Here is a 24,416-nt window from a genome sequence, read left to right on the forward strand (position 1 = left end):
CGATGTTCCGGGGCGTGTGTCCCTTTGAAGCGGTCCGGGGAACTGCAAGGCATCTGGTTTAACAATAATGGGAGAACGACAATGGTACGGCACATTGGCAAGAAACTGCTTTCCGGCATGACGCTCGCGGCAATGGTTGGCATCGCCGCGCTACCGGTGCAGGCGAGTGCGGCGACGCTGCATATGGCGTGGTCGCAGGACGCCACCGGTCTTGATCCGCACAAGCAGACCGCATTCTCCTCACTGCGGCTGCTGGAGCTGATCTACGAACCGCTGGTGCGGCTCGACGCAAACCTGCAAATCACGCCCGCGATTGCCGATTCATGGCAGTTCTCGCCGGACGGCAAGGAGCTGAGCTTCAAGCTCAATCCGAAAGCAAAATTCCAGAACGGCGCCGCCGTGACCTCGGCCGACGTCAAGGCATCGTTCGAGCGCATACTCGACGAGAAGACGGGTGCTGCGGCGCGCGCCAACTTTCTCTCGATCGCCAGCATCGACACGCCCGATCCCGCCACCGTCGTGTTCCACCTCTCGCAGCCGGACGTGCCGATCCTGACGGCGATGAGCGACGTCAATGCGGCGATCGTCCCGGCAAGCGAAATCGCGGCCGGCTCGATCGGCACGACAACGATCGGCTCGGGTCCGTTCAAGCTCGAAAAATGGGATCCGAATTCCAAGGAAGTGCTTGTCGCCAACAAGGACTGGGCAGGCGGCGCGACCGGCGTCGACGGCATCGAAATCAGCGTGCTGCCGGACGAGACGGCGATCCTGGCGGCGATGCGCACCAAGCAGATCGATTTTGCCCTGCTCAACGATCCGCTTGTCGCCACGCTGGTGCCCAAGGAAGCCAGCCTGCAGTTGAACCGCGTGCCGGTGCTTGCCTATCACGTGCTGCAGCTCAATCCCTCCCGCAAGCCGATGACCGAACTCAAGGTGCGTCAGGCGATTTCCTGCGCCATCGACCGGCAGGAAGTGCTGGACACCGCCTCGCTCGGCGAAGGCAAGGTCACCGGCCCGCTGACCATCCCGGCACTGGCGACCGATCCGAAGCAGTTGTTCTGCTATAAGCGCGACATTGAGAAGGCCAAGCAGTTGATGGCCGAAGCCGGCTATGCCGACGGCTTTTCGGCGACAGTGATCGGCGCCACCGGCGAGCCGCCGACGGCAGCGGCGGAAGCCCAGGTCATCCAGTCGCAACTCGCAGAAATCGGCGTCAAGCTCGACATCAAGATGATGGAGCTCAACGTCTATGTCGACGCCTGGCTGAAGGGCGATTTCGACATGGCCGTCGCGCTGAACGGCGGCAGGGCCGATCCCTACACTATGTACAACCGCTACTGGACCAAGACGGGCAATCTGCAGAAGGTGGCGAACTATATCGACGACACGCTGGACAGTCTTATGCAGAAGGGCCGCACCGAGACCGACCCGGCAGCGCGCAAAGCGATCTTCGCCGACTTCGAGAAGCACATCACTGAGATGTCGCCCTGGATCTGGCTCTACACGTCCTACAGCTACACGGCACAGCAGAAGAATATCGCAGGATTCGAACCGGTGCCGACAGGTTCGCTGTTCAGCCTCGCCAAGGTGACGATCCAGTAGCTGCTTTGTGCCGGACGAGAGGAATTCTTCGCGTGAACTATCTGATGCGGCGACTGGCGACCTTCCCTCTCGTCCTGCTTGGCGTATCCATCGTGGTGTTCCTGGCGATCCGGATGGTTCCGGGCGATTCGATCACGGCAATGCTGGGGACCGAAGCCGGCCTGCTGACGCCGCAGCAGCGCGATGCGCTTGCAGCTTATTTCGGCATCGACCAGCCCTGGTTCATCCAGTACTGGCGCTGGCTGCTTGGTCTTTTCCAAGGTAATCTCGGCATTTCGTCCACCTATGGCAGGCCGGTGCTCGACGTCATCCTCGAGCGTTTCCCGCTAACGTTGGAACTCGCCTTGCTGTCGATGGTCATCGCCCTGCTTGTCGGCATGCCGGCGGGGATCTTTGCCGCCACCCATAACGAAAGGCTGTCCGACCTCGGCGTGCGCGTTGTCGCAATGATCGGGCAGTCGACGCCGAACTTCGTCCTTGCCCTGCTGATCATCTACACGCTGTCGGCGGGGTTTGGCGTTTTGCCGGCGATGGGCGAGTTTTCGCCGCTGTGGCAGGATCCGCTGCGCAATCTCGGCCAGCTGTTGCTGCCTGCGGTCACGCTTGGATTTGCCTTCGCGGCTTCGGTGACCCGCATATCGCGTTCGGCGATGCTCGATGTGCTCAGCGACGACTATGTCAGGACGGCGCGTAGCAAGGGCGTTTCGGCGCGCGGCGTCATCTGGCGGCATGCTTTGCCCAACGCGCTCATCCCGGTCGTGACGCTGAGCGGCATAGAGTTCGGCTACCTCCTGGGCGGAGCTGTCATCGTCGAGCAGATCTATGCGCTGCCCGGTCTCGGCCGCATGGTGCTGGATGCCATCCTGCAGCGCGACTACGCGCTGGTGCAGGGAAGCGTGCTATTCATCGCCTTCAACTTCATGATCGTCAATCTCCTCGTCGACCTCGCCTATGTCGCGCTCGACCCGCGTATCCGGTTAAGCGAGCATTGATGGCGACATTGCGGGCTATATTTGCGCATCCCAGCGGCCGGATCGGCGGTGCCATCGTTGCGCTTTATCTGCTGCTTGCCATGCTTGGCATGCTGGGGCTGACGCCGCACAATCCGCTGACGCAGCACCGGGTCGAGCGACTGCATGCGCCTGACGGCATCTACTGGATGGGCACGGACCTGTTCGGCCGCGATGTCGCAAGTCGGCTGATGACCGGGATCGGCCAGTCCTTCATCGTGGCCTTCTTTGCGGTCGCCTTTGCGACACTGGCCGGCACCGTGCTCGGGCTGGCGGCAGCCTGGTTCGGGCGCCGCTGGGACGGCATGGTGATGCGCATCATGGACGTTGTGCTGGCGTTCCCGGCGATCCTGCTGGCGCTGCTGATCGTCGCGGTTGCGGGACCGGGAACCTCGACCAGCGTCATTGCCATCGCCGTCGTCTACACACCGATCTTCACGCGCGTCGTGCGAGGTCCGGCTCTGTCGCTCAAGGCGCGCGAGTTCGTCGACGCGGCCCGCACGTTCGGCAGCAGTGCGGGCTATATCGTAACACGGCATCTGCTGCTCAATCTGGTGGCGCCACTGACGGTTCAGGTGACGCTGGCGCTGGCCTGGGCACTGCTGACCGAAGCCGGCTTAAGCTTCCTCGGGCTCGGCACGCAGCCGCCCGCCGCGTCGCTCGGCCTGATGCTGAGCGACAGCCGCAATCTGATGGAGACAGCTCCCTGGCTGATGATCTTCCCGGGCGTGGCGATCATGATCGGCATCCTCGGTTTCAACCTGCTCGGCGATGCGTTGCGTGATGTCCTCGACCCGAAGATGCGGAGATCGATCGCATGATCCCGCTGCTGTCCGTCAGCGGATTGCGCGTCGGTTTCGGCCGCAACCCGCAAGCCAATGAGGTCGTGCGCGGCGTCAGTTTCGATCTCGCCGACGGCGAGACGCTGGCCATCGTCGGCGAAAGCGGCTCGGGCAAGTCGGTCACGGCGCTGTCGATCAATCGCCTCGTCGATTATGGCGGCGGCCGCATCACCGGCGGGTCGATCAAGCTGAGGCGGGCCGACGGCAGCACCTTCGACCTGACAGCCGCAGCCGAGCCGCAATTGACGAAGATCCGCGGCGGCGAAATCGGCATGATCTTCCAGGAGCCGATGACCTCGCTCAATCCGGTGCTGACCATCGGCAGGCAGATCGAGGAATCGTTTCGCCTGCATCGCGGCCTGACCGGCCGGCGAGCGACGGCGGCGGCCAAGGACGCGCTCGACCGCGTGCGTATTCCCGACGCTGCACGGCGGCTGAAATACACGCCCAACCAGCTTTCGGGCGGCATGCTGCAGCGGGTGATGATCGCCATGGCGATTGCGTGCAACCCGCGCCTGCTCATTGCCGACGAGCCAACGACGGCGCTGGATGTTACGGTGCAGGCGCAGATCATGGCGCTGCTCGCCGAATTAAAGCAGGAAACCGGGATGTCGATGATCTTCATCACCCACGACATCGGTCTGGTTGCAGGCATCGCCGACAAGGTGATGGTGATGCAAGGCGGAGAAGCTGTCGAGCAGGGCGCATTGAACCAGATATTGGACGATCCGCGGCATCCCTATACGCGGCATCTGCTTCATGCGGTGCCGCATTTCGCCGGCGGCAGTGCCGCACGCAAGGACGTGCAACGCGAAACGCAAAAAGCTGCCGAGCCGGCGCTGAAGGTCGATGGCCTCGTAGTGCGGTTTCCGGTCAAGGCTGGGTTTTTCAGCCGCGCCAGCGGTGCCGTGCACGCGGTGGACGGGGTGGATTTCGAGCTAATGCCGGGCGAGACATTGGCGGTCGTCGGCGAGAGCGGTTCCGGAAAGTCCACTACCGCCCGCGCGATTCTGGGGCTGGTGCGCCCGACGCACGGCACAATCTCGGCCAGCACGCGCAAGCCCGTCACCGGGCAGAGCGCCCTTCCCATGCAGATGGTGTTCCAGAATCCCTATGGCTCGCTCAATCCCAGACTCACCATCCAAAGCATCCTCGCAGAGCCTGTGATCGCTACCGGCGGACGGATAACTGCTGAAACGCGGGCGAAAATGGCCGCGCTGCTGAAACGCGTCGGCCTTCCGGAAAACAGCCTGCAGCGCTATCCGCACGAATTCTCCGGCGGCCAGCGGCAACGCCTGTGCATCGCTCGCGCGCTGATGCTCAATCCTTCGGTTGTCGTCCTCGACGAAGCGGTTTCGGCGCTCGATGTGTCGGTGCAGGCCAGGGTGTTGGAGCTTTTGATCGAGCTGCAGCGTGAATTCGGGCTGGCCTATCTGTTCATCTCGCATGACATCGCTGTCGTCGAGCGGATCGCCCATCGCATCGCGGTCATCTATGCCGGCCAGATTGTCGAGATCGGCGATGCCAGATCGGTGCTCTCGGAGCCGAAGCACTCCTATACCAAACAGCTTATCGCGGCCGTTCCTACTATAGACCGGCGGCATGAACGTTTCGAGCTGGACACGCGCCAGGTCCCCTCGCTCGTGCGTCCGCTGGGGTTTGAGCCGGGGCCGGCTAATTGGCAGCAATTCGGGCCGGATCATAGAGCACGGATGGAAGTGTGATGATTGTCGCCCAAGGATACGAAAGGCCGGAGGGACAGCCCCATCGCTGCCTTCCAAACGGAGGCGTAGTTGATCGACCATGATTTCTTCTCCCGCGCATTCGCCCCGCTCGAAGCGGCCGTGGCCGCATCGCGCATTCCGGGCGGCGTGCTCGGCATAGTTGACGGGGACGGCGAACGCATCGTCCGGGCAATCGGTTGGGCTCAAACCGTGCCCAAGATACGGCCGATGCATGTCGGGACATGGTTCGACCTGGCCTCGCTGACCAAAATCATCTTCACCACGTCGCGTATCCTGGCACTGGCGGAAGAAGGCGTCATCGACCTCGACGCGCCGCTGATTTCCGTCCTGCCCGACCTTCGCCAATATGACGAAAAAGCCTGGGAACGGAACGTAACGTTTCGCCAGTGTCTCGGCCATCAGACACCGTTTCCCGCCGTCGCGCCGATCTACACCTATGGCCACGATCCGGACCTGCTGCGCGCCTTCATCCTGCAGCGCGAATGGCAGGCTGGCGAGCCGGTCTATTCTGATATCAACTTCATCCTGCTCGGCTTCGTCCTGGAGCGCCTGTCTGGCAAGACCATTCGCGAGATGGATCCCGGTCCGGGCTTCGCGTTCTCCGCCGAACGGGATCAAGCGGCGGCGACCGAAGACTGCACATGGCGTCATCGCGTGCTCTGCGGCGAAGTCCACGACGACAATTGCTCGGCCTTGCAAGGTGCCGGTCACGCCGGCCTGTTCGGAACGGCGGCTTCGGTCCTCGACTTTGCGCAAGGGCTGCTGGACGGGACCGGCGCGTCGCAGCGTTCGATCGCGCTAATGCGCACGCCCTTGTCGGCAACCCGCACCCATGGCTGGGAGCGACCCTACGAAGGCTGGTCCGGCGGCCGTTTATGCAGCCCCGAAACCATCGGGCATACCGGCTTTACCGGTGTCGGGCTGTGGGTCGACTTCGACAAAGGCAGAGCCTGGACCTTGCTCACCAACCGGATCCATCCAACACGTCATTTCAACAGCGGGATCGCAGCGCTTCGCCAAGCGGTCGGCGATCTCGTCAACGGAGCCTGACAACCATGAATCCGAAAAATGGCGAACCCATGTGGGCCGTCGGCCTGATGACTGGCACCGTGCTGGACGGCAATATCGATGTCGCGCTGATCAAGACCGACGGCGAACGGATTGACGACTTCGGCATCTACACGCTTGCCCCCTACCCGCAGTCGATCCGGACCTTGCTGGAAGAGACGCTGCGGCAGGCAAGGAGCTGGAATTTCACAGGGCCGGAACCGGCAATCTTCGACGAGGCAGAGGAAGCGCTGACGCGCGCCCAGTCCGCGGCAGTCAAGGATCTGGTCGAAAGCCACGGGCTGACGATGGCCGATATAGGGGTCGTCGGCTTCCACGGCCAGACCGTGCTGCACCGTACCCCGCAAGTGGGCCGACTGGGCCAAACCCGCCAGCTTGGCGACGGCGAGCTGATGCATGCCATCCTTGGCACCAGGGTCGCCTATGACTTCCGCTCGGCCGACATGCGCGCCGGCGGCCAGGGCGCGCCGCTGTCGGCCGCCTATCACGCCGCGCTGCTGCGCGAAGCCGACGCCACCGGCGACACGGCGGTGCTCAATCTCGGCGGCGTCGCCAACATCACCTGGTGGGATGGCACGGACAATGTTGTTGCCTTCGACACCGGGCCCGCCAACGCACCGCTGAACGATTTCATCAAATCGAAGGGGCTCGGCGAAATGGACCGCGACGGCGCCCTTGCCCGCGCCGGCACGGTCGACGAAGCGCGGCTGGCCAAGCTCCTGCAGCATCCGTATTTGACCAAACCCTACCCGAAATCGCTGGACCGTTTCGATTTCGGCGCCTCAATGGCGGACGGAATGAACGCCGAGGACGGCGCAGCCCTGCTGACGGCCTTCACCGCGGCCGCCGTCGGCAAGGCGCTCGATCTTCTGCCGCGCCGGCCGAAGCGGCTGGTGGTCAGCGGTGGCGGTCGACACAACCCAACGATCATGGCCATGCTTGCCAGCCGCGCTGGCGTCGAAGCGGTTCCGGCCGAGGCGCTTGGCTGGAAGGGCGATGCGGTGGAGGCGGAGTGTTTTGCGTTCCTGGCAGTGCGCGTGCTCAGGGGCTTGCCGATCAGCTTTCCCAGTACGACCGGCGTGCCCCAGCCGATGCGCGGCGGACGCCTTGCCGGGTAACTAAGCCAACAATTTCTTCTGCAGGAAGATACGGCTGCGGCCGACGGGAAAATCGGCAAGCACGCCGAAGGGCAAATAGCCCTGGCGCTCATAGGCCCTGGCGGCCTTGGGATTGAACGTGTCGATCCAGGCGCCGTGACAGTCGCGCGCGATCGCCTCCCTCTCGGCCGCCTGGAGCATCCTGCCGGCCATGCGGTGACCGCGCAGTTTTTCATCGACCCAGAGCCATTGCACATAGAGCCAGCCCCAGGCTGTATATCCCGAGATGCCGGCGACAATAGCGCCGTGCTCATCGCGCACGAACACGGCCAATGCCTTCCTGCAGGAGGCGCCGACATCACTGTCGTTGAACGCCGCAAGCCGCTCTCCGAGAAAAGCCAGCTCGTGCGGCAAGGGGTCGGCGGTTGTCTCAAGCGTTGTATTGTCCATCCACCAAGCATCTATCGAAGGACGGGACCGAGACGCAAGCCTTGCTGTGCTATAGCTTCGGCGAACGCCACGCCGCTGCCGCAGCAGCGATTAGCATGAGCAAGGCTGCAACCACCGCCGATGCCGCAAAACCGAACGTGGAATAGAGCGGTCCGAACGCCGTGGTGCCGACGAACACCGCAAGATAGGTCACCGCGCTGTTCAAACCCATGATCGTGCCGCGGCGCGCAGGGTCGAGCGCCGACAGGCGCATCACCAGCACGTTCAGCCCGAAATGATTGGCAAGGCCCCAGACGGCTATCACCGCTATGGTCAGATGAAAACTACTGCTTGCCGCGGCAATCGCGACATAGACGACCGCGACGAGCAGGTAGGCAAACGGCATGACACGCCGCGCACCCAGGCGATCGATAACGCCGTCAAGGAGCGCCGCCGCGCCAAAGCCGACACCATAGGCGAGCGCGGCCAGCCCGTTCGCGCTGACCGGCCGTCCCAAGCCGTTGTGAAGGTGATCTCCAAGATAGCCGTAGATGCCGTAGAACGCGGTCATGAAGGCGGCGCAGGCGACCAGCAGCGGCACTATGCCCGGAACGGCCAACGCACCCAGCGGCGTCGGTGCCGGACCGCTCTTCCTGACATCGCTGAGCGAGGTCAGCGACAGGCTGGCCAAGGCGAGTGCTGAGAGCACCGCGACCGCAGCGAATACGGCGCGCCAATGCACCAGATCGGCAAGCACGGCCGACAGCGAAACCCCGGCGACCATGCTCAGCGTCCAGCCGGTCAGCACGACGCCTATGGTGCCGCTTTCGCGGCCGGGCGGCGCAATCGCGGCGGAGCTGGCATAGATTGCCGGCATGGCGACACCTGCAGCGATGCCGGCGAGAAGCTGGGCCGCGACCAGCGCCGTCACGGTCGGCGCAGCGGCGCTGGCGACGAGCGCTATCGCCAGCAGCAGCAACGCCCCTTGCAGCATGCGGCGGGCGCCAAGCCGATCGATATAGCGCGCCAGGAACAAGGCGCTTGCCGACGTCCCGAGCCCGAACGCGGCCGACGCGATCATAACCGCCGGCACGCTTGTGCCGAAGGACGCGGCCACCGCCGGCGCGATCGGACCGAGCACCAGCGAGTTCGAGCCGATCACGGCAATGCACCCCGTCAGCAGGTAAGCGAGTGCCGGGATTGGCGGCTTGGGCGCCGCTGCGAATGTGGCGACTTGATCAGTGTTCGACATATGGCAATAATGGCCGTATTAAATTCTGCATCAATCGGGAATTTTAATATGGATGAAGAAACAGATGGCATTCCGCAGAACAGGCCCGCCGCCCGCGATATCGATGCAACCGACCGAAAAATATTAGGCGTTCTGGTCGACGACGCCACGATCAGCTATGCCGAGCTCGGCGACCGCGTCGGCCTTTCACCGCCGGCAGCCCATGAACGCGTCAAGCGCCTCCGGCGCAGCGGCGCCATCCGCAACACCGCGGTCATCATCGATCCCAAGGCGGTGCACAAGCCGCTGCTTGCCTTCGTCCATATCGACACAAAGGGGTGGGGAAAGACGCCGGAGCTGATGGCAATCTCCGAACACCCCGAAGTCGAGGAGATCCATTCGGTGGCCGGCGACACATGCATGCTGATCAAGGTCCGCACCGAGGACACGCGGGCGCTCGAGGGCCTGCTGTCGCGCCTCTACGAAACACCCGGCGTCACCTCGACCCGAAGCTATGTGGTCCTGTCGACCTATCTCGAGCGGCCGGTGCAGCCGGGGATAACGACGGAATGGCCGACCCCCCGGCACATGGCCAAGCCGCTTTATTAGCTCAAACGGTCCTCACGCGTATCCAAAGTCGAACCGGAAACGTCTCAGGCAAGCATCCTGTGGTCATCCGTCGGGCCGGTTCGTTTGCGCCGGTTCTTGGATCCGACTGGATGCCTGTTGCGCAACCGGAGACACGCGATGAGAAAATTGATCGTGGGCAGCTTCATTTCGCTGGACGGCGGGCCAGGGCGCGGATCGCGCCATCGAGCGGCTGGTGATCCATCTGCCGCCCAAGGAGCGCGCCTGCGTCCTGCTCAAGGATGTCTTCGACTATTCGCTGGAAGAGATTGCCGATCTCGTCGGCTCGACCGTGGGTGGTGTCAAAGCTGCGTTGAACCGAGGCCGCTCTGGGCTGGTGCGGTGGTCGTTTCCAGGCCGGCCTGACCAGCAACAGGACATGCAAGTGTCCGGCATCAACCTCAATGGAATGGGATCGATGCCGGACAAGACATGGGCGGCTTACTGAAGCTTCGCCTGCAGGGCGTTGACGTCATCCGTCGTCATTTCGCCGTCGGTCGTCACCTTGCCGTCGACGATCTTCCAGAGGCGGAACGGGCCGGTGATGTCGCCGTATTTGTCGAAGGCGACCGGGCCGATGACGCCTTCGTAGCGGATCGGCTTGCCATCCTTGATCAGGCCGAGCGCCTTGGCGAACTCGTCCTTGCCGGCATAGATCGGCGTGCCGGCCGGGTCGACCGCCTTGTACATCGCCTCCTTGATCTTGGCCGGATCCTCGGAGCCCGCAATGGCGATGGCCAGGCCGACGATGGCGCCGGCATCATACGACCGGTCGGCCGCCGGGTTCGACGGTTCGATGCCCGAAAATTCCTTATAGTTCTTGGTGAAATACTCGGTCGATGCGGTCGGGCTGGTGCCGGAGGAAGTGCCGTACGCATCCTTCAGATAATCCGCGCCAACGGATTCGATGAAGTCCGGGCTGTTCATGCCGTCATTGAGCAGGAATTTCTGGACACCGCCCTGCGAAATCCAAGTGCGGGCGATGGTTGCGCCGTCGACAGGCGTGCTGACGAGATAAAGCCCGTCGGGCTCGCCGGCCATCGCCGCCGTCACTTCCGAGGCATAGCTCGACTGCTTTTCATTGTAGGGCGTGTCGGAGACGATGGTGCCGCCGAGTGCCTTATAGGCGCGCGAAAATTCCGCCACCATGTTGACGCCGAAGTCGTTGTTGACGTGGATGACCGCCAGCTTCTTGAAGCCTTTGTCGATGGCATATTTGGCGGCGGCGACGCCCTGCAGCGCATCAGATGTGATGGTGCGGAAGAAGATGCCGTTGGTCTTGCCGTCGCGCCCGAGCGCCGTCAGCGTCGGCGACGAGGAAGCAGGCGACACCTGGACTATCTTGGCCGGAGCGGTGACCGAGGTCAGGATCGGGATCGACACCGAGGAGATGATGCCGCCGATGATCACTGGCACCTTCTTGACCTGCACGAGCTGCGTCGCGGCGTCGACCGCAATGTTGCCCTGGCTCTGGCTGTCGCGCGTGTCGGTTGCGAGATCGCAGCCGCGGACGCCACCCGCATCGTTGATGTCGCGGAAGGCCATCTCGACCGATTTGGCGCCGGCCTGGCCGTACTCGCCGGCCGGGCCTGTCAGTTCCATGACGAGGCCGACGGTGATCTTGCAATCGGCGGCTTGCGCTGCGCCGGCCGCTGTCAGCAGTGCGAGCGCGGTGGTGATCTGAAGTATGGTCTTTTTCATTGTTGTTCCCCTTTCGTTACACGACTCTCATTGATGTCTTGAGCCTGTTCAGCCTTCCGGCATCTGCAGCCAGGTTTCATGCAGATGTCGCCATTCGACGCCGTTGGGCGCCGATGAACTGGTGGTGAAAACGGCACTTGAGCGGCGGCGGCTATGTTTGCCGGCGCGCTGCTGCGCTTCGATGTAGCTGACGACGATCGTGTCGCTTTGTTGCCAGCCGGCCCGGATTTCCTCGATCGAGATGGTGAAATCGCCGTCACAAGTGGCGCGGCTTGCCCTGACATGGTCGAGCACCGCGTCACGATCGAGGACCTGGCCGTCCGGCACAACCATGCGGAAGCCTTCGCCCATGACGCGTTCGAAGCGCCTGAAATCTGAATTGTCCGCACTCGCCGCATTGAACCAGTCGACGAAGAAGCGGTGGAGATCGACCACCTCGGCGCTGGCGCGGGAAAGCAAGGAGGGCTTTTCGTCCATGGCCGCGTTCATTTCCTGCCTGCATTCAAATTGTAATGCATGATCGAGCCGTGGCGGCCGTGACGGTCGCGTTCCAAAGTGTAGACGTCTCCCAGCGGCCCACGGCTTTGCGCGATCACGGCAGCGATCCTCGCCCGGTCGTCGGCATCGAGCGCGACGTCCATGATTCTGGCATTGGCAAGGGCGTGCGCCTGGTTGCGAGCGCCGACGATGATGGCCGCCACTTGCGGCTGCTCCAGCACCCAGGCGCTGGCGATGGTGGCGATATCGACGCCGTGGCGGTCGGCGACGGCCTTCAGTGTGCGAAGCAACTCCTGGAAAAGCTCCCAGCCACCAAAGTCGTCAATGATCAGCTTGTATTTGACCAGCGATCGGTTTTCGAGCGGCGTCTGCGGCTCGGCAGCGCCAAGCCATTTTTCGCTGAGGAAGCCGCCAGCCACCGAACCGTAGCAGAGGAAACTGACGCCGTGCCGGCTGGCGAGCGCTGCAAGGCTGTTGGCTGGCCGCTGGTCGAGCACCGAGTATTGCAATTGCTGGCTGACCAGCGGCACACCGGCGGCCAGGATCTCGGCCAACCGCGGCGTGTCGAAGTTCGTGGTGCCGATGTTGCGCACCTTGCCTTCCCTGCGGATTTCGTTGAGCCAGCCCATCGCTTCGACATAGCCGGGCAGCGCATAGTCCCACCAGTGGAACTGCACGAGATCGAGCCGCTCGGTCTTCAGCCGCCGCAGCGATTGCTCGACGATGCTGCTGATGTAGTCGCGGCTGATCGTGGAAAGCCGTTCGAGGTCAGGCACCAGCTTGGTGTGCACCTTCATCTTGGCGGCAGCATCAAGGCCACGCTCATTGGCAAGGCGCAGGCGTGCCGCGCCGATCAGCTCCTCGACACCGGTATAGATATCGGCGCAATCATAGGTCCTGATGCCGGCGTCGAAGGTGGCGATCAGGTCGGTTACCGCCTGTTGGCGGTCGATCGCGCCGTGCCCGCCGGCAAGCTGCCAGCCGCCGCGAATAACGCGCGAGATCGTATAGCCGGGGCTGAGCTCGAAAGCCTTGGCGGTCATCTCCGGTCATTCTCCTTCGGCAGCGGCACCGCCGTCGTTTCGGCATGGCTGAACCGCCGCTTGCCGGTCCTGACGATCCTCAGCCGGCTGGCACAATTGGGATCCGGACAAGCGATCTCGGCGTCCGACGTCATCCAGTCGTTCCTGTGGGTCGGGCGCTGCTTTGCGGCCAGAAGCGGCAACACTGCCGCAATGGAATAGATCGAGAAACCTTGCCCCGCCGGCATCGACAGCATCTCGCCCTTCAACTCGAAATAGTCGCCGGGCTTGGCGCCGCAATAGATCGGCTTGCCCTCGGGGATAACCGCCTCGACGCGAAGGTCGAAGAGCTCAAAACTGTCGTCGGTCTCAGCCATTCAGATCTCCACCCGGGTGAAGGTGATGTCGCAGGCACCGTTGCGGCGGATCACGCCACAAGCAGCTGCGAATTTGTCGCGATCCTCAGGCACCACCTGCGCGACGACGCTTCCGGCAAGCCAGCCGATCGGGAACAGCAGGCGTGCACCCGCTCCGTAGAACAGGCCGACGTCAAAGATGGCATTCGGGTTGCCGCCCCACATGCGCGGCGGCACGTAGGACAACACGATGTCGCCCGGCTGCGGCGTCAGCGTTGCGTTCTCCGCCGGCAAGGGCCTGGCATAGGTTTGGCCCTCAAGTTCGGCTGATGGAACCGGGCAGGAGATTTCCGGCCCCGTCCACATAGCATGGATGCCGGAAACGACGCGCGGCTGCTCGAGATACGCCAGCAGGAAGGCGGCGTTGTCGGGCGCCTTTTCAGGCAACAGAAGCGCGGTCACGGAAAGCTTCGAGCGTGGCTCGGTGATGCTGATGCCAGGCGCCGTCATGCCCTCAATCCTTCCTTGCTTGTGGATTGGAGCTTGTCGCGCAGAAAGGCGAAGGGCCGGCTGATATCGGCCACCAGCGCCTCGCGCGCCGCTTGCGCATCCTGCCTCGCAAGCGCTGCGACGATGCTGCGGTGGTAGTGGGCCGTATCGACCTCGCCGGCGTCGGAGAAGGCGTAGATGGCAACGCGGATGCAAGGCCCGGATTGCAACCACAGGCTCTCGATCATCGGGATCAGCACGGCGGAACCGCAGCAACGGTAGATCTCGAAGTGGAAGCTCTGGTTGAGCGTGGCCTCGCGGTCGATATCCTTCTTGTGCTTCAGCGCCCGCATCTCGTCCCATTCGCCGAGCATGGCCTCGACCGAAGCAATCTGGCGCGCGTTCATGCGCGTGGCGGCCAGGGCGATCGCTTCGCCCTCGATCAGGGAGCGGGCCCGCAAGAGGTCGTCGATGCGCTCCAGCGTGATCGGCGGCACGCGCACCGAACGGTTGGGAAGCGCCTCCAGCGCCTTCTCGGTGATCAGCCGTCCGAGCGCCTCGCGCACCGGCATGGTGCTTGTGACCAGCGCGTCGGCGAGGCCGCGGATGGTTAGCACCTGGCTCGGCTCGAAAAGGCCGCCGATCAAGGCGCGGCGCAGCTCCGAATAGACGCGATCCTGCACGGTCTCGCGGCCGACCGGCGTAAGCTGGGCTGCGATCACCTCATTGTTCTTTTCGATGGCGGCCTTCTGCATGGGCAATCCCGGTCTTGGCCGTTTTCGGCTTGCGGAAGAAATTAAAGCCGAATAGCGTGATCAAAGCAAGTGTGATCACAAATCAAATCATTGGCGGCGAAGATCGCTTTCGGCCTGAGGGATTCATGGGCGACACGACGGAACGGCAGGAGGAGATCCGCACGCCGGTTCTGACGGCCAGGAACGTCGTCAAGCGCTTCGGCGGCCTCGTCGCGGTCAACAATGTCTCGTTTGACGTCCGGCCGGGTGAAATACTCGGCCTCATCGGCCCGAACGGCGCCGGCAAGACCACGATGTTCGACCTGCTCGCCGGCAGCATTCTGCCGACCAGCGGCGAAATCCTCCTCAATGGCGTATCGGTGTCGGGGGAAGCAGCCCATCGGCGCATCGGCCGCGGCCTTGGCCGCACGTTCCAGATCCCCCGGCCCTTGCCTAACCTGACGCTGATCGAAAACGTCATGCTGGCCGCGCAAGGACAGACTGGAGAAAAACTGCTCGCCAATTTCCTGACGCCCCGGCGGGTCGCTGCCGAAGAAAGGGCTGCCGAGACAAGAGCCGTCGAACTGCTCGAGCTCGTCACGATCGCTCACCTCGCGCACGAACCTGCGCGCGTGCTTTCAGGCGGCCAGCGCAAGCTGCTCGAGTTGGCCCGCGTGATGATGGCCGACCCGGCGATCATCCTGCTCGACGAGCCGGCGGCCGGGGTCAACGCAACCCTGCTCGAGATCATTATCGATCGCATCCGCGACATCAATGCGCGCGGCATCACCTTCCTGCTGATCGAGCACAATATCGACATGGTGACGCGGCTTTGCCACCGCGTCCTGGTCATGGCAAGCGGCCAGCTTCTGTGCGAAGGCACCCCGGAGGAGGTGGCGCGCGACCCGCGCGTCATCGAGGCCTACCTCGGAGGCACGGCATGAGCCAAAAGGTACTCGATGTCCGCGATCTCGAAGCCGGCTACGAGCCTGGCGTTCCGATCGTGCGCGGCGCTTCGATCACCGTCGACCAGGGCGAGATCGTCGTCGTTCTCGGTCCCAACGGCGCCGGCAAGTCGAGCCTTATCAAGGCCATCGCCGGCCTTGTCCCGATCACCGGCGGCACGGTGCTGCTGGACGGCAAGGATATCACGGCGTCGCCCGCTCACATCATGGTCCGCCGTGGCCTTGCTTTCGTGCCACAGACAGAGAACATCTTCCCGCTGATGTCGGTCGAGGACAATCTCAGGGTCGCCTGCGGCATCCTGAGGCCGCGCGAGGTCCCAGCCCGCATCGAGGAGATGTATGCGGCCTTTCCCGATCTCGCCCGTCAGCGCAGAACGGCCGCGGGCAATCTGTCGGGTGGACAGCGGCAGATGCTGGGCGTCGCCCGGGCGTTGATTGTCCATCCCAAGGTGCTGGTGCTCGACGAGCCGTCGGCCGGCCTGTCGCCGAAATTCGTGGCGATGGTGTTCGAGATGCTGGCCGGCATCCGAAAGTCCGGCGTCACCATCCTGCTGGTCGAACAGAACGCCAAGGCAGCGCTTGCCATTGGAGACCGCGCCTATGTGCTGGTCGAGGGCAAGGAGCGGCACCAGGGCGTCGCCTCCGAGCTCTGGAACGACCCGGTCGTCGCTGAACTCTATCTTGGCCAGCGCCGCCTCGACCTTGGACAAGGAAGCGCGGCATGAACCTGCAATTCGTCGTCGACGGACTGCTGGCAGGGTCGATGATCGGCCTCGGCGCCATCGGCGTGACACTCACCTATTCGATCCTGCGCTTCTCGAACTTCGCCCATGGCGACTTCATGGCCTGGGGCGCCTATGCGACGCTCGCCGTGGTTGGCGCCATTGGCGCGATTTTCGGCAAGATCGCGCCGATCGCGCCCCTCTCCTTCGGTTGGCCGTTGATCGTCGCGCTCATCATCGGCATGGCGGCCACCGGCCTGCTGGCGCTGGTGCTCGACATAGTGCTGTTCGCGCGGCTGCGGGCCAAGGGCCAGGCGATCATCGTGGTGATGGCCAGCTTCGGCGCCTCGATGGCGCTGAGAAGCCTGCTCGAATTCATCTTCACCTCGCGTCCGACCTATTTCAGCCGGGCGATCCAGATCGCCATGCCGATAGGTTTCGGCATCCGCATCACCCCGGACCAGATCGCGCTGCTGCTGCTGACCGCCGTGCTGGTGCTCGGCGTGCATCTCCTGATGACGCGGACCCAGACCGGCCGCTCAATGCAGGCATTGAGCCAGAACGCGGCACTTGCCCGCATCGTCGGCATCGACGTCGCCAGGGTGGTGCGCGTCACCTGGATCATCGGCGGCGCGCTGGCCTGCGTCGCCGGCGTCATGATCGGCATTCTCATCCAGGTCCGCCCGTTCATGGGTTTCGAGATGCTGCTGCCGATGTTCGCGGCCGCCATCCTCGGCGGCATCGGCAGCGTGCCTGGCGCCGTTCTCGGCGGCCTGATCATCGGCATGGCCGAAGCGGCTGCCGTGCATTTGATCGGCGCCGAATGGCGGGCAGCCGTCTCGTTCATCATCCTGATGGCGGTGCTGTTCGTGCGGCCCATCGGCCTTTTCGGAGCGAGGGAACGCTGATGGATCTGCTCAGCTACGGCGCCTTCTTCCTGACCACCGCGCTGATCTTTTCGCTCATCACGCTCGGGCTCAATCTGCAATGGGGGCTGACCGGGCTTTTCAATGTCGGGGTCGCTGGTTTCGTTGCCATCGGCGCCTACACCTCGGCGCTGCTGACCACGCCCGACGATGCCGCGCGCCTGGGCGGCTTCGACCTGCCGATCCTTATCGGCTGGCTTGGCGCCATGCTGTTGGGCGGCGTCACCGCCGCCATCACCGGCATTGCCACGCTACGCCTGAGATCGGACTATCTGGCGATCACTACTTTCGGCGTCGCCGTCGTCGTGCAACTGGTAGCGCTCAATGCCCAGAAGCTGACCGGCGGGCCGTTCGGCATCGGCTTTATTCCGCGTCCGTTCGGCGGTCTTGCCGAAACGCCGTTGCTGTTCAACCTTTCGAACCTTGCAATCGTCTCGGTGGTGACGCTGATCGTCTATCTCGCGCTGGAGCATCTGTCGCGCAGCCCGTGGGGGCGCGTGTTGAAGGCGCTTCGCGAGGATGAGCGGGCCGCGATATCCCTAGGCAAAAGCGCACGGTTCTACCGCGTCCAGGCCTTTGCCGTCGGTGGCGCCATCATGGCGCTTGCCGGTGCGCTGCAGGCGCATTTCACCGGCTTCATCGCCCCGGACAATTATTTGCCGGCACTGACTTTCCAGGTCTGGGTGATGCTGATCGTCGGTGGCTCGGGCAGCAACATCGGCGCCGTCATCGGCAGCATCCTGGTCTGGGCGATATGGGCAGGATCGGGAGCCTTGACCAGTATGTTGTTCTCGCCGGAACAGCAGGCCCGCGCCGCTTCGCTGCAGATCGTCGCCATCGGCGTGATGCTGTGCGTCATCCTTCTGGTCAGGCCGAACGGCCTGTTTGGCGACAGGCCGCGGCGTCCAAGGTTCGGCAAGCGTGCACGCGTGGCCCCGAGCGAGAGCGGCTCATGAACGGCGTGACCGGGCCGCACGGCGTTTCCCTTTGGCATGCCGTCAGCCGCAGTCGCCGCGACCGGCCCACCCTCGAAGGCGCACTCGATGTCGATCTGGCAATTGTCGGCGGCGGGTTTTCAGGCCTTTCCACCGCGCTGCACAGTGCCGAGAAAGGCATCTCGGTTGCCGTCATCGAGGCGGAAATCATCGCCTGGGGGGCAACCGGCAGGAATGCCGGCTTCGTCGTCCCGAATTTCGCGAAAAGAGACCCCGACAATATCATTGCCCAACTCGGGCCCGAACGCGGCGAACGCCTTGTCGATTTCGCCGCCGGCAGCGCCGACCTCGTCTTCGACCTGATCAGGCGGCATGCCATCGAATGCGATGCCGTCCAGAGCGGCTGGATACAACCAGCCCATTCACCGGCTGCTTTGCAAAAGACCAGATCGCGCGCCGAACAATGGGCACCGCGCAGAAGGCCGGCTATTGCGCTGGATAGACAGGCGGTCGAAGAGCTGACCGGCGTTCGCGGTTATCTCGGCGGCTGGATCGACAGATCGGGTGGCGTCCTCAATCCGGTCGAATATGCGCGCGGATTGGCCGACGCGGCGGAAAAGGCCGGAGCGCGCATCTTCGAGCATACGCGTGTCGCGTCGATCGATCACATAGGCGATGGTTGGGCTTTGAAGACGGCCTCCGGTTCGGTACGCGCAGGAAAGGTGCTGGTCGCCACCAACGCCTATGGCGGAGCGCTGGATCGGGCGTTGCAGCGAACCTATTTCCCGCTGAAAATCTTCCAGATCGCGACAGCGCCGCTGCCGCGCGAAATACGCACTCGCCTGCTTCCTGGCGGGCAAGGCGTCGGCGACACAAGACGCAATCTCTTCACCTTCCGCTTCGACGGCGAAAACAGGCTGATCACCGGCGGCATGCATGTTTTTGGCCCCGGTGCCGACACGCGGGTGCCGCGGGCGATCTGGCGGCGGCTTGCCAGATATCTCGATCTCCCGGACATCCCGCCGCTTGAATACAGCTGGTCGGGGATGGCTGCCGTCGAGCCCGACTTCCTGCCGCACCTCGTCGATCTCGGCCCCGGGCTGATCGCCGGCTTCGCGTGCAACGGACGCGGCATCGCCATGACCACTGCGATGGGCAAGGTGCTTGCGGATTGGGCTGATGGCACAAAGCCTCAGGATTTGCCGCTGCCGTTTGCGCCGCCGTCGCCGATCCCGTTCCATAGCCTGATGCGGCATGCACCAAACATGGTGCTCCCCTGGAGCATGCTGCGCGACCGGCTGGATGGCTGATCGACGTGCGTCTCTGGCCGCCGTCCTGATACCCGAACTGCTAGACTCGCCCACACCATGTTGTTAACGACAGCGGATGAAGCAGAACTATCTTTATCTCATCATCGGCGCTTTGGCCGTCGCCGTTATTGCGTTGGGGATTTACGTTTATCGCGAGGAGACTAGGCCGAAAGGCGTGGAACTTCGCATCGACGATTCCGGCATTTCAGTTCAGGAAAAATAGACCGCGTAGTCCTGTTGCCCGACTTTGCACTGGAAGTCGGCTTGTACCGCCTCACCCCAACTCCAACGTCGTTATCGCAAAAACTCCGGACTGCACGAGCTGCGGCGCCTTTCCCTTGTACATCCGAGCCGTCTCGAAGCCCGGTTGAAGGCCTGCGGACGACAGCAAGTCTGCAAATTGCCGGCTGGTTTCGGGAACGTCGAGATGGACGTTTCCGGGACCGGACATGTGCGCGAGCGCGGCGAAGAGATGGCTTGCCGCGTCCAGGCTGTCGGCAAAGAGCGGGCCGATCTTGCAGCCGTCCCGGCATTGGCGCGCGACGCCGTATCCCGCAATGGCGCCGTGCTCGAGGATCGCAAGCGCCATATGCGGCGGGCGCAGCCAGTGTTCCAGGAAGGATCGCCTCGGACCGGGAAAGAAGCGGCGGTCATAGTCCAGTATGTCCGGCACGAGTTCCGGCCCTATGGCGCGAATGTCGTTGCCGACGGCTGCCGGCACATTCGGTGCCCCCATGAACCGGATCGTCCGGTAGGCCGGTGCAAAACCCATGCTGCGGTAGTTGGCCTGCTGTTCGACGACACCGTCGAGGCCGATCGTGCGCTTGCCGAGCCGCGCCGTGCCGGCATCCCAAACGACCTTGCCATGGCCTTGGCCACGCTTGTCCGGCCGGCAGATGTAGAGGCCGATGAAGCCGAAACCGTCGCCATAGGCAACGGCCGAAATGCCGGCCGCCATCTCGCCATCGATAAAGGCGCCGATGAAGCCCTGCGGGTCGGCTGCCTGAAACAGCGCGGCATCGTTAAGGCCGGGATTCCAGCCTTCCGTCGCCGCCCAATCGACAAGGGTTTGCACTTCTTCACGTGCGAGCGTTCGGATCGTTCGGGGCATTGCGATCACTCGGCGGCGCCAGGCGCGAAGGATTTTAAGGCGCCATGATAGGGCTTTGCCAGAGGGCTTGCATAGGCGCCGCGCTTGGATGTCGTCAGGCCAAGGGCGATCAATGCCTCGGCCTGTTTCACGGCAGCGCCCACGCCGTCGATGACCGGAAGCCCGAATTCCCGCTGCAGCGCCGCCGCCAGATCGGCCATGCCGGCACAGCCGAGCACGATCGCCTCGGCGCGATCCTCGTCGATGGCGCGCGCAATCTCGCTGCGCAGCCTGAGCAGTGCGTCGGACGCCGGATCTTCGAGGGCAAGAACCGGGATGTCGGCGGCGCGTACGCGTGCCCGCCCCGCCATGCCATAGCGCTGCACCAGGCCTTCGACCGGCACGCGCGAACGTCCGGTGGTGGTGACGACGGTGAAGCGCTGGGCGATGAACGAGGCCGTGCTGAGCGATGCCTCGCAAATGCCGATGACCGGAATGTTGGCCATGGCGCGCGCGGCATCGAGGCCGGTGTCGTCGAAACAGGCAATGATCGCGGCTTGCGCGCCCGAGCGTTCGCCGGCGGCGATCTCGACCAGCAGGCCGGGCACGGCAAGTGCTTCATCGTAATAGCCTTCGATCGATACAGGTCCCATCGACGAGGTGACGGCAATGATCTTCGTCGATTGAGCAGCGACCGATCGGGCCGCCGCTGCGATAGTGCCGGTCATGCTGGCCGTGGTGTTTGGATTGACGACGAGGATCTGCACTGTCAGGCACGCTCGCGGCGGCGGCCGACATAGACGATTGCGCCGAGCGTCAGCAGGATCACCAGGAAGGAAAACACGGTCGTCACGGTGCCCAGCGCATAGAGCACCGGCGTCGTGACATTCGTCGTCATGCCGTAGATTTCGAGCGGCAACGTGTTGAACGTGCCCGAGGTCATCAGCGTGCGGGCGAACTCGTCATATGACAGAGTGAAGCCGAACAGGCCGACGCCGATCAGGCTGGGCGCAATCATCGGCAGCACGACATGGGCAAAGGTCTGCCACGACGATGCTCCGAGATCGCGCGCGGCTTCCTCATAGGCTGGCGAGAACCGGTTGAAGACAGCAAACATAATCAGCACGCCGAAAGGCAAGGTCCAGGTCAGATGGGCGCCGAAAGCGGAGGTGTACCAGGCGGGGCGGAAGCCGATCTGCTGGAAGACGACGCCGATGCCGAGACTGATGATGATCGACGGCACGACCAGGCTGGCGACGGCCAGATAGAACAGTGCGGTTGCGCCGCGAAATTTCTGCCGGAAGGCCAGGCCGGCGAGCAGCGACACGGCGACAGTGACGACCATCACCATCAGGCCAAGGACGAGCGAGCGTTTGAAGCTGCCGCCGAAGTCGCCGACCGCCTGGCGCTCGAACAAATTGGCGAACCAGTGCAGCGACACGCCGTTCAGCGGAAATGTCAGACCGCCGTTCTCGCCCTGGAAAGAGAGGATCAGGATCGCCGAAAGCGGGCCGTAGAGGAACAACACGAAAAGACCGAAGAACGCCGCCAACACATAGAATTCGAGGGTGCGCTTGTCCTGGCTCATCGCCTCACAGCTCCTTGCGGATGTCGACGATGCGCAGGATGCCCGCGACCATCAGCAGCACCAGCACCAAGAGCACGACGGCGTTGGCGGCGGCTGCCGGATATTGCAGCAGCGACATCTGGTTCTTCATCATCAGCGCGACGGAGGCGCTCTGCCCGCCGGACATCACCTGCACCGTCGAGAAGTCGGCCATCACCAGGGTGACGACGAAAATGGTGCCGATCGCCATGCCGGGCTTGGCGAGCGGAATGACGACGTTCCACAGAACCTGCCAGCCGGAAGCACCGGCGTCGCGCGCGGCTTCTATCAACGACTTGTCGATGCGCATCAGCGTGTTGAAGATCGGCGTCACCATGAACAGCGTATAGAGATGCACCATGGCCAGCACCACGGCGAATTCGGAATAGAGCAGCCATTCGATCGGCTTCGGGATCAGCCCCATTTGCACCAGCGTCGAGTTGACCAGGCCATTGCGGCCAAGCACCGGAATCCACGAGATCATGCGGATGATGTTAGAGGTCAGGAACGGCACCGTGCAGACAAGGAACAGCACCATCTGCATGGCCGTGGTCCTGATATGGAAGGCAAGGAAATAGGCGACCCAGAAACCGATGAACAGCGTCAGCGCCCAGACGATGGCGGCGTATTTCAGCGTATTCAGGTAGGTTTTCCAGGTGACCCAGGAGCCGAGCGTGTCGGAATAATTGGTGGTCAGGAAATCCGGATACATCGCCGCGAAATCGTAATCCCAGAATGAGACCACGGCGATCATCAGAATTGGCAGCAGGAGGAACGCGCCGAGGATCAGCGCCAGCGGTGCCGCCTGGAGATAGGGGGCGACTCCGGCAAAGGAGCGCCTACGTCTGGCAGGCTTTGCAGACGTAACGTGCGTGGATTGTTCGAGCGCTACTGCCATCTATATCTCGGTCGAAGTCGGCGATGCGACTGAGGGGTGTTCCCTTCTCCCCCTGTGGGAGAAGGTGGCCGAGCGAAGCTCGGTCGGATGAGGGGTGTTCCAGCTTGGCACCAACAGTGCTCCGTCCAGCACCCCTCAACCGTCTTGGCGCTGCGCGCCAATCCACCTTCTCCCACAAGGGGAGAAGGCAGAGGGCATCAAGCAGCGATGAACTCGTTCCAGCGCTTCACCATGTAGCGGTCCTCGTCCATGACCGAGTTCCAGCAGGCGACCTTGCCCATGCGCTCTTCGAACGAGCCGCCGTCACGCACGGCGCCAGCCTTTTCCATGACCTTGCCGTCCGGCGACAGGATATCGCCCTTTGCCGGCTTGCCTTCGATCCAGTAGCCCCACTCGTCCTCGGACATGAACTTCTTGGCCGACACCATGTTGGCCGAGTAATAGCCCTGGCGGTTGAGATAGCCGCCAACCCAGCCGGACGTGTACCAGTTGATGTATTCATAGGCGGCATCGAGTTCGGCGCCGGAGAGATGGGCTGCCAGGCCAAGCCCGCCACCCCAGGACCGGTAGCCTTCCTTGAGCGGCTGGAACCGGCACGCGATGCCCTTGGAGCGGACCGCGGCCACGGCCGGCGACCACATCGACTGGATTACGACTTCGCCTGAAGCCATCAGGTTGACGCTCTCGTCGAAGGATTTCCAGAAGGCGCGGAACTGGCCGGCTTGCTTGGCCTTGATCAGGAAGTCGATCGTCTTGTCGATCTCCTCCTTGGTCATGTTGCCCTTGTCGGCGTATTTGATGTTGCCCGTTGCCTCCATGATCATCGCCGCATCCATGATGCCGATCGACGGGATGTTGAGGATGGCGGTCTTGCCCTTGAAGGCCGGATCCATGATGTCGGCCCAGGTGGTGATATCGCGGCCGACGAGGTCGGGGCGGATGCCGAGCGTATCGGCATTGTAGATCGTCGGCACCATGGTGAACCAGTTGGTCGGCGCCTTGGCGAAGACCTTGCTGTCCTGCGCCTCGACGTAACCGACGGTATGCGGCGCGGTGCCCTGGGCAATGACGCTGTCCGGCGTCAGCTTGCCGGTTTTGAACAGCGGCACCAGCTCGTCGTAATATTTCAGCTTGCTGACATCCATCGGCTGCAGGACGCCTGTCGGGAACACCTTCTTGCAGATCCAGTATTCGATGTCGGCGATGTCGTAGCTGTCGGGCTGCGTCACGGCGCGCTGCGCGGCGGCGTCGGAATCGGTTGCTGTCATCTCCAGCGTGATGCCGAGGTCGGCCTTGCACTTGTCGGCGATGGCATTGAGGTTGGATACGCCGGTGCCGAACTGGCGCAGCGTAATGTTCGATTGCGCCCAGATGGTCGGAAAGCCAGATATGGCGCCGGAACCGGCGGCGAAACCGACGGCGGCGGCACCTGTCTTGAGCAGCGAACGTCGCGATATTCCAGTCTTCTTGTCGGTGGTGTTGGTCATGTTCAGTTCCCCTGTTTTGGTTGGTT

At 63.3% G+C, this 24,416-nt stretch carries 27 protein-coding genes; 14 read left to right on the forward strand and 13 right to left on the reverse strand.

The genetic code is table 11. The annotated features are described in order from the left end of the window. The first annotated feature begins 81 nt into the window (after window positions 1–81). From NKH93_RS16930 to NKH93_RS16955, 6 genes are all read left to right on the forward strand, one after another. The gene (locus NKH93_RS16930) at window positions 82–1,602 is read left to right on the forward strand and encodes an ABC transporter substrate-binding protein (protein WP_352472241.1); all 1,521 of its coding nucleotides are present in this window, start codon (window positions 82–84) and stop codon (window positions 1,600–1,602) included. A 32-nt stretch (window positions 1,603–1,634) separates the two neighbouring features. After that, window positions 1,635–2,594, forward strand: a complete 960-nt coding sequence (locus NKH93_RS16935; RefSeq protein WP_352472240.1) for an ABC transporter permease — start codon at window positions 1,635–1,637, stop codon at window positions 2,592–2,594. After that, window positions 2,594–3,433 (forward strand): ABC transporter permease, encoded by an 840-nt coding sequence (locus NKH93_RS16940; protein WP_352971018.1) that lies wholly within the window; start codon window positions 2,594–2,596, stop codon window positions 3,431–3,433. The genes NKH93_RS16935 and NKH93_RS16940 overlap by 1 nt, the downstream gene beginning before the upstream one ends. Further along, window positions 3,430–5,178, forward strand: a complete 1,749-nt coding sequence (locus NKH93_RS16945; RefSeq protein WP_352971021.1) for an ABC transporter ATP-binding protein — start codon at window positions 3,430–3,432, stop codon at window positions 5,176–5,178. The genes NKH93_RS16940 and NKH93_RS16945 overlap by 4 nt, the downstream gene beginning before the upstream one ends. 69 nt (window positions 5,179–5,247) lie before the next feature. Continuing rightward, window positions 5,248–6,249 (forward strand): serine hydrolase domain-containing protein, encoded by a 1,002-nt coding sequence (locus NKH93_RS16950; protein WP_352971024.1) that lies wholly within the window; start codon window positions 5,248–5,250, stop codon window positions 6,247–6,249. Window positions 6,250–6,254: 5 nt separating this feature from the next. Beyond that, entirely contained in the window at window positions 6,255–7,385 is a 1,131-nt protein-coding gene (locus NKH93_RS16955) for an anhydro-N-acetylmuramic acid kinase (RefSeq protein ID WP_352971027.1), read from the forward strand. On the opposite strand, the gene NKH93_RS16960 is transcribed toward NKH93_RS16955, so the two are convergent. Both NKH93_RS16960 and NKH93_RS16965 read right to left on the reverse strand, forming a co-directional pair. After that, entirely contained in the window at window positions 7,386–7,814 is a 429-nt protein-coding gene (locus NKH93_RS16960; protein WP_352971030.1) for a GNAT family N-acetyltransferase, read from the reverse strand. 49 nt (window positions 7,815–7,863) lie between these two features. Next, window positions 7,864–9,045, reverse strand: coding sequence for an MFS transporter (locus NKH93_RS16965; protein ID WP_352819073.1), 1,182 nt, complete (start codon window positions 9,043–9,045; stop codon window positions 7,864–7,866). A gap of 48 nt (window positions 9,046–9,093) precedes the next feature. On the opposite strand from NKH93_RS16965, the gene NKH93_RS16970 reads away from it, so the two are divergent. After that, a complete protein-coding gene (locus tag NKH93_RS16970) occupies window positions 9,094–9,633 on the forward strand; it encodes an Lrp/AsnC family transcriptional regulator (protein ID WP_352452390.1) in 540 nt (179 codons plus the stop codon). Window positions 9,634–9,835: 202 nt separating this feature from the next. After that, complete coding sequence (locus NKH93_RS16975) at window positions 9,836–10,099, forward strand: sigma-70 region 4 domain-containing protein (RefSeq protein ID WP_352503014.1); 264 nt, start codon at window positions 9,836–9,838, stop codon at window positions 10,097–10,099. On the opposite strand, the gene NKH93_RS16980 is transcribed toward NKH93_RS16975, so the two are convergent. From NKH93_RS16980 to NKH93_RS17005, 6 genes are read right to left on the reverse strand one after another with little or no spacing between them, the layout of a single operon-like run. Further along, window positions 10,093–11,352: an ABC transporter substrate-binding protein gene (locus NKH93_RS16980; protein WP_352472226.1), complete on the reverse strand. Its 1,260-nt coding sequence runs from the start codon at window positions 11,350–11,352 to the stop codon at window positions 10,093–10,095. The genes NKH93_RS16975 and NKH93_RS16980 overlap by 7 nt on opposite strands. Before the next feature lie 48 nt (window positions 11,353–11,400). Further along, the gene (locus NKH93_RS16985; protein WP_352819071.1) at window positions 11,401–11,829 is read right to left on the reverse strand and encodes a DUF4440 domain-containing protein; all 429 of its coding nucleotides are present in this window, start codon (window positions 11,827–11,829) and stop codon (window positions 11,401–11,403) included. Between the two features lie 8 nt (window positions 11,830–11,837). Continuing rightward, the gene (locus NKH93_RS16990) at window positions 11,838–12,893 is read right to left on the reverse strand and encodes an aldo/keto reductase (RefSeq protein WP_352819069.1); all 1,056 of its coding nucleotides are present in this window, start codon (window positions 12,891–12,893) and stop codon (window positions 11,838–11,840) included. After that, complete coding sequence (locus NKH93_RS16995) at window positions 12,890–13,249, reverse strand: TIGR04076 family protein (RefSeq protein WP_352472221.1); 360 nt, start codon at window positions 13,247–13,249, stop codon at window positions 12,890–12,892. Before NKH93_RS16995 ends, NKH93_RS16990 begins: the two co-directional genes overlap by 4 nt. Next, window positions 13,250–13,738, reverse strand: a complete 489-nt coding sequence (locus NKH93_RS17000) for a DUF3830 family protein (protein ID WP_352452384.1) — start codon at window positions 13,736–13,738, stop codon at window positions 13,250–13,252. Then, window positions 13,735–14,472, reverse strand: coding sequence for a GntR family transcriptional regulator (locus tag NKH93_RS17005; protein ID WP_352502975.1), 738 nt, complete (start codon window positions 14,470–14,472; stop codon window positions 13,735–13,737). The genes NKH93_RS17000 and NKH93_RS17005 overlap by 4 nt, the downstream gene beginning before the upstream one ends. A gap of 125 nt (window positions 14,473–14,597) precedes the next feature. On the opposite strand from NKH93_RS17005, the gene NKH93_RS17010 reads away from it, so the two are divergent. The 6 genes from NKH93_RS17010 to NKH93_RS17035 all read left to right on the forward strand — a co-directional run bounded on the left by NKH93_RS17010 (window position 14,598) and on the right by NKH93_RS17035 (window position 19,532). After that, a complete protein-coding gene (locus NKH93_RS17010; RefSeq protein WP_352612206.1) occupies window positions 14,598–15,395 on the forward strand; it encodes an ABC transporter ATP-binding protein in 798 nt (265 codons plus the stop codon). Then, window positions 15,392–16,141 (forward strand): ABC transporter ATP-binding protein, encoded by a 750-nt coding sequence (locus NKH93_RS17015; protein ID WP_352819066.1) that lies wholly within the window; start codon window positions 15,392–15,394, stop codon window positions 16,139–16,141. The genes NKH93_RS17010 and NKH93_RS17015 overlap by 4 nt, the downstream gene beginning before the upstream one ends. Further along, the gene (locus tag NKH93_RS17020) at window positions 16,138–17,046 is read left to right on the forward strand and encodes a branched-chain amino acid ABC transporter permease (protein ID WP_352819064.1); all 909 of its coding nucleotides are present in this window, start codon (window positions 16,138–16,140) and stop codon (window positions 17,044–17,046) included. The genes NKH93_RS17015 and NKH93_RS17020 overlap by 4 nt, the downstream gene beginning before the upstream one ends. Beyond that, window positions 17,043–18,020 carry a branched-chain amino acid ABC transporter permease gene (locus NKH93_RS17025; protein WP_352819163.1) on the forward strand — a complete coding sequence of 326 codons (978 nt, stop codon included), beginning with the start codon at window positions 17,043–17,045 and terminating at the stop codon, window positions 18,018–18,020. Before NKH93_RS17020 ends, NKH93_RS17025 begins: the two co-directional genes overlap by 4 nt. Continuing rightward, a complete protein-coding gene (locus NKH93_RS17030; protein WP_352819062.1) occupies window positions 18,017–19,309 on the forward strand; it encodes an NAD(P)/FAD-dependent oxidoreductase in 1,293 nt (430 codons plus the stop codon). Before NKH93_RS17025 ends, NKH93_RS17030 begins: the two co-directional genes overlap by 4 nt. Before the next feature lie 76 nt (window positions 19,310–19,385). Beyond that, window positions 19,386–19,532, forward strand: coding sequence for a hypothetical protein (locus NKH93_RS17035; RefSeq protein ID WP_352452379.1), 147 nt, complete (start codon window positions 19,386–19,388; stop codon window positions 19,530–19,532). A 51-nt stretch (window positions 19,533–19,583) separates the two neighbouring features. On the opposite strand, the gene NKH93_RS17040 is transcribed toward NKH93_RS17035, so the two are convergent. The 5 genes from NKH93_RS17040 to NKH93_RS17060 form a co-directional block, all read right to left on the reverse strand. Then, window positions 19,584–20,420, reverse strand: coding sequence for a GNAT family N-acetyltransferase (locus tag NKH93_RS17040; protein ID WP_352819060.1), 837 nt, complete (start codon window positions 20,418–20,420; stop codon window positions 19,584–19,586). A 5-nt stretch (window positions 20,421–20,425) separates the two neighbouring features. After that, window positions 20,426–21,166 (reverse strand): aspartate/glutamate racemase family protein, encoded by a 741-nt coding sequence (locus tag NKH93_RS17045; protein WP_352971034.1) that lies wholly within the window; start codon window positions 21,164–21,166, stop codon window positions 20,426–20,428. A 2-nt stretch (window positions 21,167–21,168) separates the two neighbouring features. Next, the gene (locus NKH93_RS17050) at window positions 21,169–21,987 is read right to left on the reverse strand and encodes an ABC transporter permease (protein ID WP_352451583.1); all 819 of its coding nucleotides are present in this window, start codon (window positions 21,985–21,987) and stop codon (window positions 21,169–21,171) included. 4 nt (window positions 21,988–21,991) lie between these two features. Further along, entirely contained in the window at window positions 21,992–22,903 is a 912-nt protein-coding gene (locus NKH93_RS17055; protein ID WP_352612193.1) for an ABC transporter permease, read from the reverse strand. 197 nt (window positions 22,904–23,100) lie between these two features. Beyond that, window positions 23,101–24,390, reverse strand: coding sequence for an ABC transporter substrate-binding protein (locus NKH93_RS17060; RefSeq protein ID WP_352472208.1), 1,290 nt, complete (start codon window positions 24,388–24,390; stop codon window positions 23,101–23,103). Window positions 24,391–24,416: the final 26 nt, after the last annotated feature.

Source organism: Mesorhizobium sp. M0954 (assembly GCF_040319155.1).
Lineage (GTDB): Bacteria > Pseudomonadota > Alphaproteobacteria > Rhizobiales > Rhizobiaceae > Mesorhizobium.

Bases quoted from the DNA above. Each gene is read 5' to 3' on its own strand.
- NKH93_RS16930 (WP_352472241.1), top strand. From the start codon at position 82: ATGGTACGGCACATTGGCAAGAAACTGCTTTCCGGCATGACGCTCGCG.
- NKH93_RS16940 (WP_352971018.1), top strand. From the start codon at position 2,594: ATGGCGACATTGCGGGCTATATTTGCGCATCCCAGCGGCCGGATCGGC.
- NKH93_RS16945 (WP_352971021.1), top strand. From the start codon at position 3,430: ATGATCCCGCTGCTGTCCGTCAGCGGATTGCGCGTCGGTTTCGGCCGC.
- NKH93_RS16955 (WP_352971027.1), top strand. From the start codon at position 6,255: ATGAATCCGAAAAATGGCGAACCCATGTGGGCCGTCGGCCTGATGACT.
- NKH93_RS16960 (WP_352971030.1), bottom strand. From the start codon at position 7,814: ATGGACAATACAACGCTTGAGACAACCGCCGACCCCTTGCCGCACGAG.
- NKH93_RS16965 (WP_352819073.1), bottom strand. From the start codon at position 9,045: ATGTCGAACACTGATCAAGTCGCCACATTCGCAGCGGCGCCCAAGCCG.
- NKH93_RS16970 (WP_352452390.1), top strand. From the start codon at position 9,094: ATGGATGAAGAAACAGATGGCATTCCGCAGAACAGGCCCGCCGCCCGC.
- NKH93_RS16980 (WP_352472226.1), bottom strand. From the start codon at position 11,352: ATGAAAAAGACCATACTTCAGATCACCACCGCGCTCGCACTGCTGACA.
- NKH93_RS16985 (WP_352819071.1), bottom strand. From the start codon at position 11,829: ATGGACGAAAAGCCCTCCTTGCTTTCCCGCGCCAGCGCCGAGGTGGTC.
- NKH93_RS16990 (WP_352819069.1), bottom strand. From the start codon at position 12,893: ATGACCGCCAAGGCTTTCGAGCTCAGCCCCGGCTATACGATCTCGCGC.
- NKH93_RS16995 (WP_352472221.1), bottom strand. From the start codon at position 13,249: ATGGCTGAGACCGACGACAGTTTTGAGCTCTTCGACCTTCGCGTCGAG.
- NKH93_RS17000 (WP_352452384.1), bottom strand. From the start codon at position 13,738: ATGACGGCGCCTGGCATCAGCATCACCGAGCCACGCTCGAAGCTTTCC.
- NKH93_RS17005 (WP_352502975.1), bottom strand. From the start codon at position 14,472: ATGCAGAAGGCCGCCATCGAAAAGAACAATGAGGTGATCGCAGCCCAG.
- NKH93_RS17010 (WP_352612206.1), top strand. From the start codon at position 14,598: ATGGGCGACACGACGGAACGGCAGGAGGAGATCCGCACGCCGGTTCTG.
- NKH93_RS17015 (WP_352819066.1), top strand. From the start codon at position 15,392: ATGAGCCAAAAGGTACTCGATGTCCGCGATCTCGAAGCCGGCTACGAG.
- NKH93_RS17020 (WP_352819064.1), top strand. From the start codon at position 16,138: ATGAACCTGCAATTCGTCGTCGACGGACTGCTGGCAGGGTCGATGATC.
- NKH93_RS17030 (WP_352819062.1), top strand. From the start codon at position 18,017: ATGAACGGCGTGACCGGGCCGCACGGCGTTTCCCTTTGGCATGCCGTC.
- NKH93_RS17035 (WP_352452379.1), top strand. From the start codon at position 19,386: ATGAAGCAGAACTATCTTTATCTCATCATCGGCGCTTTGGCCGTCGCC.
- NKH93_RS17040 (WP_352819060.1), bottom strand. From the start codon at position 20,420: ATGCCCCGAACGATCCGAACGCTCGCACGTGAAGAAGTGCAAACCCTT.
- NKH93_RS17050 (WP_352451583.1), bottom strand. From the start codon at position 21,987: ATGAGCCAGGACAAGCGCACCCTCGAATTCTATGTGTTGGCGGCGTTC.
- NKH93_RS17055 (WP_352612193.1), bottom strand. From the start codon at position 22,903: ATGGCAGTAGCGCTCGAACAATCCACGCACGTTACGTCTGCAAAGCCT.
- NKH93_RS17060 (WP_352472208.1), bottom strand. From the start codon at position 24,390: ATGACCAACACCACCGACAAGAAGACTGGAATATCGCGACGTTCGCTG.